This window comes from Parabacteroides caecihominis (assembly GCF_023656785.1).
Taxonomy (GTDB): domain Bacteria; phylum Bacteroidota; class Bacteroidia; order Bacteroidales; family Tannerellaceae; genus Parabacteroides; species Parabacteroides segnis.
Window position 1 is genome coordinate 219,951 of the sequence record NZ_JAMOKS010000009.1, and the last position, 16,849, is coordinate 236,799.

The following is a 16,849-nucleotide window of genomic DNA, read 5'->3' on the forward strand; positions in this document are numbered from 1 at the left end:
TTTAGCGCAGGAAGTAAATGATGGAGAATCCGAGACGAGTGGGACCTATGTAGCTGCGGGTGTAACTTCCTTCCCGTTCACCGCAATCGGCGCAACGGAATTTGTCGTATCTCATATAAGCATATCCGGCACCGATCATCGCTTCCAGTCCCCAACGCTCGCCCAATGCCCAATGGTAACCATATGTAACGCCACCACCATAGAGATCTCCCCGCAATATATGGTCTTTCAATCCGGATATAAAAGGAATTTGCCCGATGTTGAAATGTCCCCAATGGCCGTGTACACCGACAAAATGTCCTTCGAACTTACGACAAAACCAATAACGGATTTCGGGTTGAAAGAGATACATATTCAATTTCATGTCATTGCTAAATTTCCAGGCATTGTATGCTCCCCATAAATCGAGTGTGATCTGACGAGTGATTCCGAACTCAACGCCGGCGTTCGGAGTTGTGGTTGCCCAGAATAATGTGTTTGTTTTCAGTGCGGTTTGCTGAGCATGTATACCGGTAGGTAAACAATAAATAACAAACATTAGTATGTGTAGTTTTCTTAGCATATACCCTATTTATATTTTGATGGAAATGCGTTCCGTCTATTCGTAAGAGTTGGAACAGTCTTTCGTGCCAAATTCGAAAGGCTTTGATATTAATGACAATCCAATAGGATACGGAAGGGGAGGAATCTCCTGCTGTGAAACAATTCATGAAACAAATGGTCTTATTTCAAGATGGAATGGCTGATTATTAAGATGATTTGTGTGAAAAGTGTGAGATATATCTGGGGCTTGTATTTAAAAGTTCAGAGATATGAATAAAATAACCGATTACAGAAAGGATACAGATGAAAATCAAAGCATACTTGATGATCGGTATTGTGAAACAATCTGTAAACAGTTGATATGCAGTAATTAAGAGATCTATTTTAGTTGTAAAAAGAAGCAATTAGCTTCCTGGGAGAGTACAGATGAACACTCTGTATTTCCTTAATAATTGTAATAATATTCAGGTTAATATTGAATATTATAGGTTCTTATGTTCAAAATAATACGGAAAACATTTGCTATTAAAGAAAACGTTACTACTTTTGTGACGTGTTAACATCACAAAGGAATATCCATTCCAACTATTACGAATAGACGGAATGGTAATTTACCTACAACACCCTCTTTTCGAAATAAGATTCAACATGTCCGTTTCCTACAACTACTTTTCTATTAGCTCTATCCAATTTTGAATTATCAAGTGATGCTATATAGATGCGTGTCGTATTGACGGAAGTATGCCCCATGCAGTCGGAAATGACTTCCTCGGTTACTCCTTTAAGTTTAGCGATGCTTGCCCAACTATGGCGTGCCACATAGGTAGACAGGTGAGTGCCTATTTGATTTCCTAATATGTTAAGCCTTTTATTTTGTAGACGGAGGGCACTGTCGTATTCCTTCCAGGAGGCATCGGCATTTTTCAGCACCGGGAAAAGATAAGGTTGTCCGGGTTGGTGATATTTGCGTATGATCTTCAACATGACGGGAAGAAGTTCCACTTTAAGCACCTGGCCAGTTTTTCTTCGTACATAGATTAACTTATTGCCATGGATATTAGCCGAAGTGAGGTGAGCCAAATCCACAAAAGCCATCCCCCTGACAAAAAAAGAGAAAAGAAAGAGGTCGCGTGCCAGCCGGAGCCCCGGAGCATTCTCCAGGTTCAGGGCTTCCAGCTTGTGGAGATACTTTTCCGTTATAGCCCGTTTCTCTGTCTTATCGATCTTTGTATTGATATTCCTGAAAGGAGAGGGGCGCTGCTCAATGACCTGTTCCCTGACGGCAAAGTTCCATACGGCTTTCAGGTTCCTGCAATGGAAAGCGATCGTGTTTTTAGAGAGCTTCCTGTCTGTGAGGTATTTTTCAAAGCTGATGATAAGATCTTCGTCCACGTCCTTAATGGGAATATCTTCTCCCTGGAGGAAGTTGCGGAATGTTTTGTGGGTGTTCTGATAGTTACGAATAGTTGTCCCTGACCGCTGGCCTCTTTTCTTCTCAATGACCAGTTGAATGTATTCCAGCCACAAGGTGTAACGCTTATGGTTCCGGAAATCGTGAACAATCCTTTCGGCAGAACACTCTTTTGTGTCTTTCAGATGCTGAACGATTTCCTCCATCTCTGCCAGGTTCCGTTCAAGTGTTTCTTTGATAAGCATCAGTGCCCCGATGCGTTCATTCCCTGCGTCCGGAGGGATGAGAATGGTTTGCGTTGTTTCTATCCATTCCTGTTCTGTTAGTTTGAGATCCAGCACGATCCTTTTCACAACGCGGTTATAAATGATTTGCAGGAACAAGGGCATTCTTTTGCCGGGAATGGCAGAAGTTTTTCTTTTTACTTTTACTGATACATTTGTCATAAATTCTATTGTTGGTGGAATAATATAACAAATGTAGTCCTAATCTTTCCGTGGATGCTTCTTCAGGTACTCGTTAGGGGTAAAGCCGGTCTTTCGTTTGAAGTTACGATAAAAGGCATCGGTAGAGGCGAAGCCTGCTTCTTCGGCTAAATCGGATAATTTCTTTCCGGAATGGATCCGCCCAAGTAAATAATCAATACGGAAATCATTGATCCATTGGTTGTAGTTGTTTCCATAGCAGGTATTAATACATGATGACAGATATGTGTGATTGGTTTTCAGCATTTCCGCCAGTGATTTAAGTCTTATGTCTTTATTAAGGTATAGTTTTTGGAGACGGACTTTCTCGTAGGCGGCATGGTAGAGTTTTTCTTCGGGGGTAAGAGATTGCTCTTTCTCCGGCGTAGCTGACGACTCGAGTTGTTCTGCTTCTTTTTCCTGTTTCATGATAACATCCAACCGCTTCTTCCGCTGATAACAAATGTAACCGACAGCACATATAAGGAAAAAGAATAAGATTGCACAAGTTGTTGAAACGACAACCATACGATGCGAGTTGGCCAATGAGGTTTCCTGTAGCTTGTTTTGATGCTCTAAATCGCTAATTTGCAGTCGACTTATAAAGTTTTTACTCTCACGTTCTTTGTCGGCTTTATTAATGATTTGCTGGAGGGAGTCCCGAAACATCAATAAATCAACAGCTTTTTCATATTGCTTTGTAGCCCGACAAAAAGAACTGTAGCGAGCAAGAGCATCCACTTGTTTTTCCATGCGACTGGGATCCTTAGCTGCCTTTTTCATCAAAGGCTCTACTAATAAAAAAGATTTACTTGCTTTTTGATAGTCACCACTTTGTTGATATAATGTAGCTAAAGAAGAACAGGTAGGTAAAAAATAAAAGGGGAGGGATGCTTTAATGTTATTCTTTTGAAGACGTTTAGCTTGATTCTGAAATTCTCCCATTGCTTTATCTAAAAAAACAAGGGCTGAATCTATATTGTGTTCAGCAATATATGTATCCGCAATATTGCAATTAAGAATCATTCCACTCCCGGTTTTTTGCGTTTGATCGATTTTCGTTAAATAGAGACGAGCACTATCAGGCTTTTGGAGTTCCAAATAACATGTTGATAACAAAGGATAAACAGAAGGTATGAATAAGGCCATCGAGTCTATGCCTATTTTATTTGTATAGTTCACTATCTCTGCATACTGTTTAGAGTCTGCTAGTAGTTTTATTAACCGACTTAAACATTGGTTACTCAAATCTGTCAAATGGTTGTCTGTTGCTAACTGATAAGCTTCTTTACATAAAGAAATTCCTTTTTCTTGATCACCTAATATTCTTAAATGATTAGCTATAGTGGAAAGATCCTCTATTACAAGTTCAAGCCTGCCTGCCATACGGTGTTCTGCGAGTAGTTCAAACCAAATTGGTAAATATTGTTTGTGCAACCCTCTTTTCCCTAATAAAAATGCTTTTATTCTCTTTATTTCCCACTTTTCTTCTTGTGAAAACGAATAAGTAGTCTCCAGTTTTTCACTTAGTTGAATGCCCTTTGTATCAGCATCCTGTTCTCTCTGCTCACTTAATCTTTTATATAAACCGAGTAATTGTAATAGTATTTTCTTTTTCTCTTTCTTTGAAATGGAAGGAAGACCTTCTAGTATAATGCGTTCTTGTTTTTGTATTCCACCTGTTTCTTTTTCATTCCGAGAGGATACTTTTAACAAAAGTACCGCTTGCTGTCGTGATGGTAGTTCTTGTACATTATGCCATAAAGAATCAAATGATGAAGATAAAATAGGCATTACTGCCAACTCTTTATTTAGCAAATCAGTTTTATTCTGAATCTGATTTGTACAGCTAATGCACATAAAAATGAAAAGAAACAGATGGAATGCTTTCATAGATCTGATTAAGTCAGTACAATAGCGTCAGAAGCACAGGCATCAGCACAATCGCCACACCAACTACAATCACCTTGACTGGTAATTATTATTCTTTTATCTTTTATTTTAAGTAGTCTGGCTTTACATGCATCTACACACTCACCACAGACATTACATTTTTTGTAGTCAATAGTCCACATTGTTATTGGACCATCACCTTCACTAATTGTTTTCCCTTCGTTGTTTTTCATTGTTTTGTTATTTTAAAATTGTTTGCCAAAACTACACATTCTATTTAAAATAACAAACCAATATTAGCTGTTATTTTTTTTGAATCGGTATAAATCATATTATCAGGCGTCTTTTCAAAATCAAAAGCCAACTGAATGAACCAACGAAAAGATGTTGATCGTGTATATGTAATAGAAGAATGTAACCCCCAACGTGACATTGTTTCATAATCGAACATCTGTTGTAATCTGCTATGATTCTGCCATAACGTAATTTCCGGAGCATTTTCACCAGGAGATAACTGTTTCTCATCCATGATCGTTCCTCCACCTTTTCCATACTGACCACCCAGAGATAAGTCGAGGGAAGCATCTGGCAATAAAATATTTTGAACAAACGTAGTATGGACTGTAAACCGATGAACCGGTTGCGTGTACTCCGCCGGATAAAACAGCAGAGCCGTTTTTGCCTGACGGTACATAATTCCTGAAAGAATAGAGAAACGGGAATGCCAGACATCACGCAACTGATAATATCCGTAGGTCAGAGCATACCGGCTTGTGCGTCGGGTAGAACGAAGTAACCTACCGTCCGATTGCCAGGTATTGTATTCCACCTGATGTTGTAACGGGTCAAAGTTATCAGCATGATTAAATGTAGCCAACCATTCCCATTCATGCCTGTGGTCAGGGCATACTTTTTGCAATTTGCCTTTATACTCCACTTGCCAGCTATCTGTTTCGCCTTCTTTTTTATTTTTTATACGGTCACTCTCTACGGTCTGCGAAGCAGCACTTCCGCTAATATCTTGATATAATTGGAAAGAGCCTCTGTTGAAATGAAGTTGTAAGGCTCCACCAAGCTCCTGTCCTGAATAATACCAGTTTACATTTTCACCCCATGATAAGGTTTTAAAGAATCCAAGGGGATAAGCGACCAGGACAGGATAAGTGGTATGACTTCCCATATTCTGGTAATTAACGGTTTCCTTTCGGCGGACATAAAGCAGAGAGGCGCCCAGGTGCAGGTTTCCGTACAGGTATCCTACTCCCGGAGTAAGTCGCCATTCCATCCACTGGTTTTTATTTCGCGGATCAGTGTCTTTTGCAGTCAGTTGTACTTGATAATCGGCTTTTGCCCCCAACAACCAGCGCGGATGGACCGGCAGGGAAAAGCCACCAGCTAACTGATACTCTTCCGAACGCTGTTTTCCACTTATGGAATCACATAAGTTCACGGCTTGCCAGTAATCGCCTGTCATCCCATTCCAGTTCTGTTGCCGATTCTGAAACTGTGTATAGCCTATCTTACCATAAATTGAAACCTTGTCCACCGTTTGAAATGATTCGCTATACACAGAGTATATATCCGCTGAAGCCGGAATACTGACGTTGCCAAAATTCCCTTTATGATGGCTATAACTCGCTTCCGCCACTGAGAAAGAGCGGAAACGGTTGAACGACAATCCCACAGGATTAGTTCCGGTCAACCAGTAGTTTTGCCTGTACACTTCTTCTGTAGAAGGTATAGACAACGTATCGGTTTGAGCGGAAACCGTCATTGATAACGAAAGGAATAATCCGAACAGTATTTCCCGGCTTCTCATGCCTTTATTTTGTTTTTAGAGTAGCTAAAGTTACTTCCATATCTTCGGCTGAATTATTCGTGTCCTGATAAACAGCACGTCCGTCTGTCGTTCCTGTTTTCTTCCGGATAATCGACCGGCCTGAATACCGGTCGCCTGGAATATAGCATTTCCCATTGTCGAGCCCATTAGGTACTCGTTTAGGAGAATTGACATCCTTCACGCATTCTATACAGTCTATTACCCATTCCTGAGGAACCATCAGATAACGTTTTTCCTGATTCGACGCTTTGGGCCGTGGTTCACGGTTATCCGGGTCCTGCACATATTCTTCCGGAGAATCCTGCAAACTGAACACCATAAACGTAGGACCAAAAACAGGGAGGGAATACATCACCAATGACGGATTCAGATTGGCAAGCAACGTCATCGGTTTTACACCGGCTGCAATTGTTTGCCGACCAAGAGAAACATCCCAGAATCCCCAATCGACTCCGGACAGGTCTACGGAATTGGCATGCTGATATTCGCCACTCGTGTGATCCACCGCATTCGTGGCGATGGTTATTTCTTCTCCCGGTGCCAAAGGATATTCCTTGCCGCTTCCCGGGAATTGCCAGGTCAGATCATTTACCGGAATCCGTTTCATATCCGTATAGTTCATCCAGGGAGATTCAAGATTATTACCCGGATCTACAATGCCGAGACACAAACCATCCAGATAGATTGTCTGGTCTGAATTATTATATAAGGTCACATACTGGTCATCCTTATATTCTTCGTTATTCAATCCCTTGCAACCTCCAAAGTAAATCTCTTTAATAACGAGGGCACTGGTTTTAGCCAACGACAGAGGAAGTTCTATGACCCCTTGCGCTTCATCCTGGTCAGAAAGCAGCGATAAAGATTCTATTCTTCCGCTAAAAACAAGCCCGGAAGCAGCTTGATAATGTACCGAAGCAGCGTAGTAACCAGGTTCAACACTAAATAACGCTTGTCCTGTCGATGAACAATGCAAAGAATACACCGTTCCCTGATCTTTATTGGTCAGTGTTACTTCCATCTCTTCATAAGGCAATGTGGAATAACCTTCGGGAAGTAACAGCTGGATATGAACACTGGAAGAACGATTCCCATCTTCCGAACAGGAAGCAAGGAAGAATACTAAAACAAGTAATAAGTAAAAACCTTTTTTCATTTGATATTTGTTTTCTATTAAAACTCTTTTAAAACCGGATCGTCATCTCGGCTCCATAATATAAACCTGGATTTTGAATCGTATACTGTTGTGTGCTGCGGGTATACTTCTTTGGATTCGATTGTGTGAAATTATTGGCACAAAAAGCCACCGATACATAGCGGCCTATATTTTTCGTCACCCGGAGATTCAGCAGGAAATAAGGGCCGAACGAATCCTCCTGATACCGGGTCTCTGTCCCTGCATCCAGCACCAGGTCTGCAAAACGTTTATCGTTTGCCATTTCCGGAGTGAACGGATGCTGTACGCCTTCGTTATCCATATAATATACCGGGTTAAGATGTTTATGGTGCTCGGTGTCGGTCATCGGATCTCCATCTATCCGGTTTCCGTTATCATCAACCAGATAAACGGGGTTATTGTAATTACTCTCCATGCCCCGGCGTTGTTTATCCATCCATACAGCTTGTAAAGTCAACGTGGTGATCAGACCGATGCGGGGTAATTGGGTAATGAACTGGAAGCGGGTATTGCATTGTTTCCATATCCGCAGGTTGGAAGCAAAGTGGTCCGATTCGTAAATGCCAACATACGGATATGATTTGCCATTAAAATCTGCCTGTGGATATATAGCCGAAAGGGCGGTATTCTTTTCATGCAGATTCAGATAGCTGCCGCTGATAAGCAGCGATGTGTGCAAAGGGTTCCAATGTCCTGCGTCGAGCGTATATTCGATACCTTGTTTCAATTGCTCGATACCATTCTCAGGGGAGGTGTAAGTGGCAAAAGTTGCATGAGTAGTGTAGGAGAGAGGCTTCCCGTTGTTCACTATGCCATCGGAGGTCAGTTCGGGATGCTCTCCCTTGCCGATCAACTGATCGTAACGGCGGTATGTAAACGGTTCAGCTTGCTCTGTCGTGCTGAACCCGTTGCGAAGATGCTCCCTGAACCATACGACATCGGCTGTCATTTGTCCGAGCCGTAAGTTAAGTCCTAATTCAAATTTCCGGTTTACAGGCAGGCGCAGATCAGGATTAAAAGTCCGGTCGGTCACGAAAGTATGCATTACGGTCAGCCGTTCGCCGTTCTCTATGTCATTATAAGTGAAGCAGTTTTGATCGGTATAGGATTTGTCCGGATATAAATACGCCAATACGGGCATCTTATGCATCAATCCCCAACCGGCACGTATACTGAGATGTTTCAGCATAGCATCGTCTTTCCGTTCCACCAGGATTTGCCTCACATTGATACGCGGGTCTGCTGCCGGAGCATAGTGTAACGCCTTTGTTTGCAGTTTGGTAAGACGTACACCCAGCTGTAACTCAGTCCGCATCTTTCCTGTATGGAAAGTGACTTTATCTTCAGCGAAGGCTGTATATTGATGCACGAAAGGAATGCTGCGAAAAGAGCGGGTACGCATCCGGAGCATTTCCAATGTCGGGCGGAGCGGATCAAACCGAATGCCTTCTCCACGGTTACCTTCCGTACCTATTTCCACACCTGCCATGAAATGATTATATACATTATTATATAGCGTGTTCCTGAGATTTGCCGTAAGTGAAGCATCCGCAGATAAAGGCTTCCCTTCTACCGAAAGATCACTGAAATAGTTGGGTGCCAAAAAGACGCCCAACTGTTCACCCGGCAAACGGGTATAAGTAGTAACTTGCTGCGTTCCTGAATAGTATGTGCTCGATTTGTTCTTTTGATAACTGTAAGTCAGCCCGGCATGATACTCGAGATTCGAAATCCAGGATTTGTTCAAATCCCACCGGCCGTTTGCCGAAAAGGAGAAACCTCGGTTGAAGACTTTCTGATATTCTCCGTCAATCGTATTACGGCCTCCGCCTCCTTTATCCTGCATCCAGTATCCCCGCAGATTGGTACAGAGCGTTGCAGTTTCAAAATCCTTCGCATGGGCAATTTGAACACCTACCCGTTGAAATGTCTGTTCCAGTAACCGGGGATCTTGTGATGAAAGTGCATAATCTGCTCCCAGATGGAGAATGCCTCCATGAGTTCCAATTTCCATTCCTTTACTTATGGAAGCCAGTTTTTCAGTAGCCGTGAAGCGGAGTCCCACTGTATAGGGTTGCACCCCAGCCTTTGAGTTTACCAGTACTATGCCGCTGGTAGCATCCCCATAGCGGGCAGAAGGAACACCGCGTATTACCTCTACAGACTCGATGGAAGCCGGAGAAATCGAACGCACATCAAATCCGGAAAGGACCGAACTGTTGAAGAGACTGCCCTGGCCTTCAAGTCCGAGCTGCTGCATATTCATATTATTGTTCATTCGCATTCCATCCACCAGTATGGCTGTTCCCAATGCATTTGTCGTATTCTCGTATGTTGCACTGCGGATCGTAAAAACTGCCGGAGAATTCAAATCGGGATTACGGGTAAGTACGCCAGGCAATAATTGGGACAGATCAGACAGGTCGGTAGCCTGTATATGGCGAATCGCATCCTGGCCAATCAATGAACTGGTACCGGGGGCATCAGGCTGGGTTGCTGTGACAACCACCTCCCGGAGCCGGACGTTACGGATGGTGTCGGATGGTGCTAATTGTTCTTGTCCGTTAATTATGAACGAACAAAAGATGAAAAACAATACCCCTAAAGCTTTCGTACAACAAATCTTACTCATCTTCTCACCTTATAGATAACCTCGCATTAAAGCCTTACGGCAGCACAAAATAAGCTATTTTATTTTGTACAACTACTGTCTGAGGATAAAAAAATCAAAGAAAGCTGCATTTCTCAACTTTAGTCAGTACATTTGTAACCAACAAATTTATCATGTCATTACTACTATTTAAGATATTAGTTATTTGTACCTCCTTACTCGCCTGGGCTGTTTTAAGCATTGCCGGGATTTGTTTGCTACAATATAGCAGATATAACAAAAAGGTCATACTTTTAACTTCCATAGCATGGGTTCTTTGTTTAGTCTCTTTTTATAATAGCTGGTATGAAGGACTCTTTCTTTTCAAAAAGATCGCTCTTATTCCCAGCGTGAACAGTTGGGCTTTCACATTGCTTACTCCTTTGTTTTACCTGTATTTTCGTTTCAGGATAACTAACCGGTTACCGGATGGACGGCAATGGAGACGGCATCTGCTTCTCCCCGGAGTATTGATCGGCATTTATATCGGGATGAGATTGTTCAATCCGGTTCCCGATAAGTTGATTTATAGCTGGTCTGAATTCAGACTTAATAGTTCTGCCTGGTGGCCCTATTTCCGTATTGGTTGCTATTTATCTTTAGTTGTACAATTATTAGTTTATCTGCCACGTATTTTGAATGGAGTAAATGCTGATAATACTCCACAAATGCAACTTATTAGAAAGGACTTATTCTATCTTTTATGTTTCTATCTTATTTCTATAATAAGTATGTTTACTTCCTGTTATGTATGTAATATTCTATATAATATATCAACTATTTTTATAGGTGGATATCTGTTAAATCAATCTGTATTTTACCGGACTGTAAAAAGTAAAATAGGTTTTTATCTATTGCCCCATTTTTTCACCAAAACCAAACAGAAGAACGAGATCCCCATTCCACTTACTCCGGAAAAAGAAGAAGAAGGGGAGGTGATCCGTTTATTAAAATCACCCAAATGCTTGCATAATCCTAATTTGACACTTAAAATATTAGCAAGTGGACTGGGTATGAATGCGACTTCGTTAAGTTTATATTTCAGTCAGCAGTTGGGAATGCGTTTTCCTGAATATGTAACCGCTCTTCGTTTGGATGAAGCGGAGATATTACTTTTGAATTCAGATATAAAGGTGATCGATGTTTCCGAATTGGTCGGTTTTCAAACGTCATCATCATTCTATCTGGCTTTTAATGCCCGTCATCATATGCCTCCTTTGCAGTGGAGAAAGAAAATGAAGGCGAATTCCTGACAAAGGCATTCTCAAATTATATATTTCTTTCTTAAATCGTAAACTTATACCATTTGATATATAATCATAGTCTATTGTTAATCAACCAAATATAGGTAAAATTAAATAAGAAATCCATTGGAACTATCCGCGCTCCCTTCCTACTACCTTTGTACACATAACCTGAGGCCCATAAAACCTCTTTAATATGAAACAAAATGAATACACTCAATTTTGAAGAACGAACATTACAGGAGGCTACTGCCAATGCTGTAGGAGGTGTGGATAAAAACGTAGTGGATAGTATATTTATCAGAATACAGGATCACTTCCGAAAAATATTGTTTAGTGATATCCTCTATATAGAAGCATCAGGCAGTTATTGCACTTTCTATTTACAGGCAGGTGCTAAAGCGACAGTTGCATACACACTGACGGATACAATGCAACATCTGTCGAAAGATCTGTTTATCCGAGTACATCGTTCTTATATTGTCAACAAGAATCATGTCGTTGGTTATATCGGTAATATATTTTATATTGGCGATCAAACAGTTCCTATCGGCAGACAATATAAAAAAGATGCATTATCTCATTTCAATATGTTGGGAACAATTAGTTGAATAACAGATCTAAAAAACAATTGAATAAAACGAAGGTTGTAACCTAAATTGTTAATATAAGAACGATAATTATGGTAGAACATAAACAAGATAATGTAAGGCCATTTCCTGCATTTTATTTCAATGTTAAATTGGAAAATGATTCTCATATAAGTGAGATTCCTTTTAAAGAAGTAAGCGGTTTGGTTGTGGAAGAAGAATTCCCAACAAAACAAACTAATCTGATCTTAAAAAGATCACTTGCTCCAGTTAAAACTGATTTATTTAAAAAGTTAATGGGTACTTTTTGTGGTCCTACGTTATATCAGATAACTATCTGTTTGTCTGATTCGGACGGAACACCGTTGCGTAAATGGCTAGCTACAGATGCTTATGCGATAAAACTTGATGCGCCTGCTTTTTTGGAAAACAACAAGGATGAAGTCGAACTTGAAACTATAGAATTCACATATGATAAGTTAGAACGTAAACAATAAAAAATTATTACAATGGAAAATTCAAATGCACAGATTTTTAAAGTGAAAAATGCCGGGATCGTTTTAACAGCTCCCTTTTTACCAATATTTTTTTATAGGTTAGGATATTTAGCGGATTCCCGTAGAGAGTTTATTGATAAAGAAAAGCAGATCCGGGGAATTTTTTTGTTACAGTATCTGGCAACATATTCATTAGAGGTAAAAGATTCTGAATTAGTGTTATTTAAGATAATGTTAAATTATCCGCTATCCGATCCTTTGCCTTGCAATATTGAACTGACAAGTAAAGAAACTTCTTTAATTGATGAACTGTTGAACAGCCTAAAGATAAATTGGAGTAAAATGAAAAATGTTTCTAATAGAGGCTTCCAGGAAACATTCCTGAGACGGGAGGGAGTATTGGAGGATATGTCAGATTATTGGAACCTGAAAATGGAAGATAAACCTTACGATGTTTTGCTGGATTCAGTTCCCTGGTCATATTCAATGGTGAAATACCCTTTTCAGGAAAAACTTATACGGGTTAATTGGAGAAATTGATATTCTTTCTAATATAGAAAAAAGACATTATTATATGTAAACAAAAATGCTATGTCTCAAGTGAGACATAGCATTTTTGTTTTAGCAGATTTAATCTGCTTCGTATGTTACACTATTTATTTTAAATTCAGCACACTCTTATCGCCTGTAATTTCTACTTTTGCAGGAGTGGATTTACGGGTGCAGTAGTCAAACTCTGCCGATTTATCGCCGCTAAACGATTTCCATTTCAGTTTCAGCTTAACAGTCTTACCTTCTGTATCCGGCAGTTCATCCAGTTTGAAAGCGACCAATCCGTCACCTTCCGTTCCGTAGACATCTCCGTAAGCATTGTGACGAAACTCTACTTCATAAGGATTAGCCGGATCTTTACTTACCAGTAAGTTTACGAAATGAGCCTTGCTGCGATCTCCCCACAATGTTCTGAAACGGAGTGTCAGGTAGCCATCTTCTGCAATTGTTACCCAGTCCTTAATCATTTCTACTGGGTCTGTTCCATATACAGAATCGTTATCCACTCCCAGATCCGGAGCGATTTGTTTTGTCAGAATACTGTCTATCCAATTAACATGGACAGCTTTAGTATAGCCTTCACTAGGTTCGTTTACCACACTGAAATTGACCAGTGCTCTAACTTCTTTATCTCCGTAAGGCGAAGAAGTCAGGTTTGCCGGTAATAATGTTGTTGAGTCATCCAATTGCAGGAAGAATGAGTTATCACTAACCGGTTTTACTGTCACAAGGGCGTTTGGCGTTAGATACCCATAATAATAGTTATCATCATCATCCAAACAAGATTGAAAGGTTAAAGAAGTAAATAAAACTCCCGTGGCCATTAAAAATAATTTCAACGTCTTCATAGCTTAATATCACTAAATTATTAAATGTTTATACCAATGAAGATGGATAAGAGCCTGAAAATGCTGCAAGAGAAGTTGATAAAATATATTAATAGAAATTTATACACCTATTGTATCTCCTGATCAAAGAGAAAAGGTATGCCTTGTAGTCCTGCAAAAGATTGTGCCACTTTTTCGTGTGTCTGAACGTGATTGTTAATGTGCGTAAAAAAAGGAAAGAGAGTGTATGAAAAAAACGGTAAAAATAAAATATAACAAGTTGGAACAACAATATGAAACTCAATGGAAAGAGAAAAAAGCAAAAATCTCTTTCTTTTATAAGAAAGAGAGCGGTGTCAAATTGCTTGATAATCTAGTGTTATTGGCGGCTAAAATAGCAACTTTTAACGACCGGGGCAAGGTTTTGGGGTACTATTTTGCTACAATTTGATAATATTGAAATAACGCCATCCTGAAAGGCGTAAAAATTTATTGATTTACTTCGTGTGTAACACGTTGAAAAACAGCGATTACACAGATAGCGTCAGTCCCAACTCTCTTTCTTATAAAAGAAAGAGATTCTGACAAACTGTTAAAACGGCGCTTTTGATGTAGTAAATTAATGATAAAAGGATGGCAGGTATAGGACATAAATTAGAAACGAAAGGAGTTATTATGGCACTCTTATCACTGGTATTAATAAGCACAGGTTGCGAAGACAAAATCGACCCTTCGGCGGTGAATCCGTCGGAAGGAGAGACGGTGGAAGTAACGCTCAATCTCGGTATTGCCAACGAAGAAGATGGGGCAGGAGCAAACGATTCGCCGACCAGCAAGGCAGGCAGCAACAGCGGTTCGGCTTTGGAGGTCGTTCCTGTGTCTGATGTACGGACCAAATCTGGGACAGATATCCCCGATCAATTTTACAACCTGGAAATCATACAATATAGTTCCACCGGTAGTAAACTCAAAAATCAGAATCTAACTGCAACCACTGGAACCACTTTCACAGCAAGCCTGCAAACAGCAAGCAATTGCAAATTACTTCTGATCGCTCGTGGTAGCAGTAACTACTTTAGCGGTCTTTCCGGTAAAGGAACCCTTGACGCAGTACGGTCGGTTACTGATATAATAGTAGAAGCAAAGACCAGCAATATCAATAAGATAGCAACTGATGCTACCGGTGCTACTTTAGCTGATATGCCCTATTATCTCCTGCTGGAAGATGTCAATATCATTTATGAAGATGGTCGATATAAAATCCAAAGCCCCCAAGGCAAAGATGTCCGCCTGTTACTCAAACGTCTGGCCGTGAAAGTTCGGTTAGACTGGATATTAGACGAAAAGATGACTGCTGACAAATACACGCTGAAAGAAGTCAAACTCTGCCAGGTCCCGGCCCATTACAGGCTGATTCCACAAACAGAATCTACCGACAAATGGGGCGAAGTCTATCCGAGCTCCATTGCTGAGTTCGTCGATGCCTATCGCCTGACAGGAACAGAACTTACAGACGCCAACGGCACGCAAACCGTTTGGATTCCCGCCAATGCCCGCGGCATATCTTCCTATTCCAATTCCCCTTATTACCGGAATAAGACAAATGCCAACCCGGCAGCCACTTATGCCGAATTTGTGGTAGACAACAGCGAAAAGAAAGAACGTCTCTACTACCGTGTCTATCTGGGCGGTAACGAAACCGACGATTTCAACCTGCTGGAAAATACCAACTACCATTGGACTGTCAATATCAATAAGGCCGATTATGCCAACGACCCACGCATCCAGTTGCTCGACCAGACACCGGTTATAAGTACCAATGAACAACCAACCGCTAACTGCTTCATGATGAAACCAGGTACAAATATCTGTTTCAACCCTTATGAACACGAAGCCGGAACAGATGGTTGGAATACGCAATTGACGACCAATGGAATAACCATTCAGCCAAACAAAACAATCGACAGGGTAGAAGTGTTCTGGCAAACAAAAGATGCCGGAACCAGCGGCGACTTGGTGATGGGATATATTGTAGACAACACCAACCATCAGAATCTGGTCAATCTGACCGACGGTGACAAGATAAAAGATGCCCTTATCCATGTAAAAGTACCTGTTACCAACGGTGGTAACGCAGTGATAGCCGCTTATAGCGGTGAAACAGTCGTTTGGAGCTGGCACCTTTGGATCACAGACTATGTGCCGACACGCATTAACAGTTTTTCGGAATATGCGGCAGCTCAGACATCTTCTTCTAATGGAACAGTACATAAATATGATTCCCCCTTATTTCAGGAAGGAGGCGTATATGCAGCCAACGTAATGATGGATCGCGACTTGGGAGCACGCAAAGGCGGCTTCCCTGGTATTACCATAGGTGAGGACTTTACGGTCATGGATGCTGTCAACACCTTTGGACTTCTCTATCAATGGGGACGTAAAGACCCGTTTTTCCCTTCAGCTGACGGGACCAATAAGGAAACGGACATTATCTATGATGGAAATGGCTTTTCCACAGGAATAAAAAATACACACACACAAGCATCCATGAATACTGCTATCGCTAATCCGTCTACCTTTTATACTTATAGCAACGGAGTATGGAATACGGAAAGCAACAGGACTAAATTCTGGAATGCTGACGGAAACATGGCTCCCGGAAAAAAGACAATTTACGATCCTTGTCCGAAAGGATGGAAAGTCCCTAATATATTTGCCAATGACAGATCGCTATCAAATGACAATATTCAGGCAAATTCCATCTTTACCAATTTCGGAAAGACGTCAAGCGGAACTTTCGTATATAATGTAAACGCAAATTACAGCAAGTTTCTTTATTACTATAATAACTGGTATGGCAGTTATACTTCCGTTCCGGACAATAATAATCCGAAAGGAGGACGTTTATTTCTGATAGGGGATGCTGCTATAGAAACCAAGACAATCTATAATTCCGTATGGATACCTGCAAATGCCGAACGCCATTGCATAAATAACGGAAAGTTAAGTTTTGCCGGAAAATATGGTCATATGTGGGGAGCCGATGACGAACGTTATTACCAAGGATTTAAACCAACAATGGTAGAAGTGAATATTATTACTAATTCCGCTTTTGGTTGGCCTGTCCGGTGTATTCAACAATAACATTGTTAATGTGCGTA

The 16,849-nt window shown here is 40.8% G+C and carries 14 protein-coding genes; 6 read left to right on the plus strand and 8 right to left on the minus strand.

The features are described 5' to 3' along the window. Nucleotide 1: 1 nt before the first annotated feature. The 7 genes from NBH14_RS09915 to NBH14_RS09945 form a co-directional block, all read right to left on the minus strand. Nucleotides 2-538: a DUF3575 domain-containing protein gene (locus NBH14_RS09915; RefSeq protein WP_186959381.1), complete on the minus strand. Its 537-nt coding sequence runs from the start codon at nucleotides 536-538 to the stop codon at nucleotides 2-4. A 620-nt stretch (nucleotides 539-1,158) separates the two neighbouring features. Next, nucleotides 1,159-2,400: a tyrosine-type recombinase/integrase gene (locus NBH14_RS09920; RefSeq protein WP_186959283.1), complete on the minus strand. Its 1,242-nt coding sequence runs from the start codon at nucleotides 2,398-2,400 to the stop codon at nucleotides 1,159-1,161. Nucleotides 2,401-2,439: 39 nt separating this feature from the next. After that, complete coding sequence (locus tag NBH14_RS09925; RefSeq protein WP_250817377.1) at nucleotides 2,440-4,311, minus strand: helix-turn-helix domain-containing protein; 1,872 nt, start codon at nucleotides 4,309-4,311, stop codon at nucleotides 2,440-2,442. Between the two features lie 8 nt (nucleotides 4,312-4,319). Further along, nucleotides 4,320-4,544, minus strand: a complete 225-nt coding sequence (locus NBH14_RS09930) for a 4Fe-4S dicluster domain-containing protein (protein WP_186959282.1) — start codon at nucleotides 4,542-4,544, stop codon at nucleotides 4,320-4,322. 44 nt (nucleotides 4,545-4,588) lie between these two features. Beyond that, nucleotides 4,589-6,130, minus strand: coding sequence for a DUF6850 family outer membrane beta-barrel protein (locus tag NBH14_RS09935; RefSeq protein WP_186959281.1), 1,542 nt, complete (start codon nucleotides 6,128-6,130; stop codon nucleotides 4,589-4,591). Nucleotides 6,131-6,134: 4 nt separating this feature from the next. Continuing rightward, nucleotides 6,135-7,307, minus strand: a complete 1,173-nt coding sequence (locus NBH14_RS09940; protein WP_186959280.1) for a DUF4876 domain-containing protein — start codon at nucleotides 7,305-7,307, stop codon at nucleotides 6,135-6,137. Between the two features lie 28 nt (nucleotides 7,308-7,335). Further along, the gene (locus tag NBH14_RS09945) at nucleotides 7,336-9,960 is read right to left on the minus strand and encodes a TonB-dependent receptor plug domain-containing protein (protein ID WP_186959279.1); all 2,625 of its coding nucleotides are present in this window, start codon (nucleotides 9,958-9,960) and stop codon (nucleotides 7,336-7,338) included. A gap of 152 nt (nucleotides 9,961-10,112) precedes the next feature. On the opposite strand from NBH14_RS09945, the gene NBH14_RS09950 reads away from it, so the two are divergent. The 4 genes from NBH14_RS09950 (at nucleotide 10,113) to NBH14_RS09965 (ending at nucleotide 12,849) form a co-directional block, all read left to right on the plus strand. Continuing rightward, entirely contained in the window at nucleotides 10,113-11,231 is a 1,119-nt protein-coding gene (locus NBH14_RS09950; protein ID WP_186959278.1) for a helix-turn-helix transcriptional regulator, read from the plus strand. Nucleotides 11,232-11,428: 197 nt separating this feature from the next. Then, nucleotides 11,429-11,833: a LytR/AlgR family response regulator transcription factor gene (locus NBH14_RS09955; protein WP_186959277.1), complete on the plus strand. Its 405-nt coding sequence runs from the start codon at nucleotides 11,429-11,431 to the stop codon at nucleotides 11,831-11,833. 71 nt (nucleotides 11,834-11,904) lie between these two features. Further along, a complete protein-coding gene (locus NBH14_RS09960) occupies nucleotides 11,905-12,309 on the plus strand; it encodes a phage tail protein (RefSeq protein ID WP_186959387.1) in 405 nt (134 codons plus the stop codon). A gap of 12 nt (nucleotides 12,310-12,321) precedes the next feature. Further along, on the plus strand, nucleotides 12,322-12,849 hold the full coding sequence (locus NBH14_RS09965) for a contractile injection system tape measure protein (RefSeq protein ID WP_186959276.1): 528 nt from the start codon (nucleotides 12,322-12,324) through the stop codon (nucleotides 12,847-12,849). 116 nt (nucleotides 12,850-12,965) lie between these two features. Here the strand turns inward: NBH14_RS09965 and NBH14_RS09970 are convergent, their stop codons facing one another. After that, the gene (locus tag NBH14_RS09970; RefSeq protein WP_010803150.1) at nucleotides 12,966-13,709 is read right to left on the minus strand and encodes a NigD1/NigD2 family lipoprotein; all 744 of its coding nucleotides are present in this window, start codon (nucleotides 13,707-13,709) and stop codon (nucleotides 12,966-12,968) included. 226 nt (nucleotides 13,710-13,935) lie between these two features. On the opposite strand from NBH14_RS09970, the gene NBH14_RS09975 reads away from it, so the two are divergent. Together NBH14_RS09975 and NBH14_RS09980 are read left to right on the plus strand one after the other, a co-directional pair. Next, the gene (locus NBH14_RS09975; protein WP_186959275.1) at nucleotides 13,936-14,139 is read left to right on the plus strand and encodes a hypothetical protein; all 204 of its coding nucleotides are present in this window, start codon (nucleotides 13,936-13,938) and stop codon (nucleotides 14,137-14,139) included. Nucleotides 14,140-14,321: 182 nt separating this feature from the next. Beyond that, nucleotides 14,322-16,832, plus strand: coding sequence for a DUF4906 domain-containing protein (locus NBH14_RS09980; RefSeq protein WP_186959274.1), 2,511 nt, complete (start codon nucleotides 14,322-14,324; stop codon nucleotides 16,830-16,832). The last annotated feature ends 17 nt before the right edge of the window (nucleotides 16,833-16,849 follow it).

What these genes read in the sequence shown, in the direction of transcription:
- NBH14_RS09980 (WP_186959274.1), top strand. Translation starts at nt 14,322, where the DNA reads ATGGCAGGTATAGGACATAAATTAGAAACGAAAGGAGTTATTATGGCA.
- NBH14_RS09935 (WP_186959281.1), bottom strand. Translation starts at nt 6,130, where the DNA reads ATGAGAAGCCGGGAAATACTGTTCGGATTATTCCTTTCGTTATCAATG.
- NBH14_RS09970 (WP_010803150.1), bottom strand. Translation starts at nt 13,709, where the DNA reads ATGAAGACGTTGAAATTATTTTTAATGGCCACGGGAGTTTTATTTACT.
- NBH14_RS09955 (WP_186959277.1), top strand. Translation starts at nt 11,429, where the DNA reads ATGAATACACTCAATTTTGAAGAACGAACATTACAGGAGGCTACTGCC.
- NBH14_RS09965 (WP_186959276.1), top strand. Translation starts at nt 12,322, where the DNA reads ATGGAAAATTCAAATGCACAGATTTTTAAAGTGAAAAATGCCGGGATC.
- NBH14_RS09950 (WP_186959278.1), top strand. Translation starts at nt 10,113, where the DNA reads ATGTCATTACTACTATTTAAGATATTAGTTATTTGTACCTCCTTACTC.
- NBH14_RS09945 (WP_186959279.1), bottom strand. Translation starts at nt 9,960, where the DNA reads ATGAGTAAGATTTGTTGTACGAAAGCTTTAGGGGTATTGTTTTTCATC.
- NBH14_RS09940 (WP_186959280.1), bottom strand. Translation starts at nt 7,307, where the DNA reads ATGAAAAAAGGTTTTTACTTATTACTTGTTTTAGTATTCTTCCTTGCT.
- NBH14_RS09920 (WP_186959283.1), bottom strand. Translation starts at nt 2,400, where the DNA reads ATGACAAATGTATCAGTAAAAGTAAAAAGAAAAACTTCTGCCATTCCC.
- NBH14_RS09930 (WP_186959282.1), bottom strand. Translation starts at nt 4,544, where the DNA reads ATGAAAAACAACGAAGGGAAAACAATTAGTGAAGGTGATGGTCCAATA.
- NBH14_RS09960 (WP_186959387.1), top strand. Translation starts at nt 11,905, where the DNA reads ATGGTAGAACATAAACAAGATAATGTAAGGCCATTTCCTGCATTTTAT.
- NBH14_RS09915 (WP_186959381.1), bottom strand. Translation starts at nt 538, where the DNA reads ATGTTTGTTATTTATTGTTTACCTACCGGTATACATGCTCAGCAAACC.
- NBH14_RS09925 (WP_250817377.1), bottom strand. Translation starts at nt 4,311, where the DNA reads ATGAAAGCATTCCATCTGTTTCTTTTCATTTTTATGTGCATTAGCTGT.
- NBH14_RS09975 (WP_186959275.1), top strand. Translation starts at nt 13,936, where the DNA reads ATGAAAAAAACGGTAAAAATAAAATATAACAAGTTGGAACAACAATAT.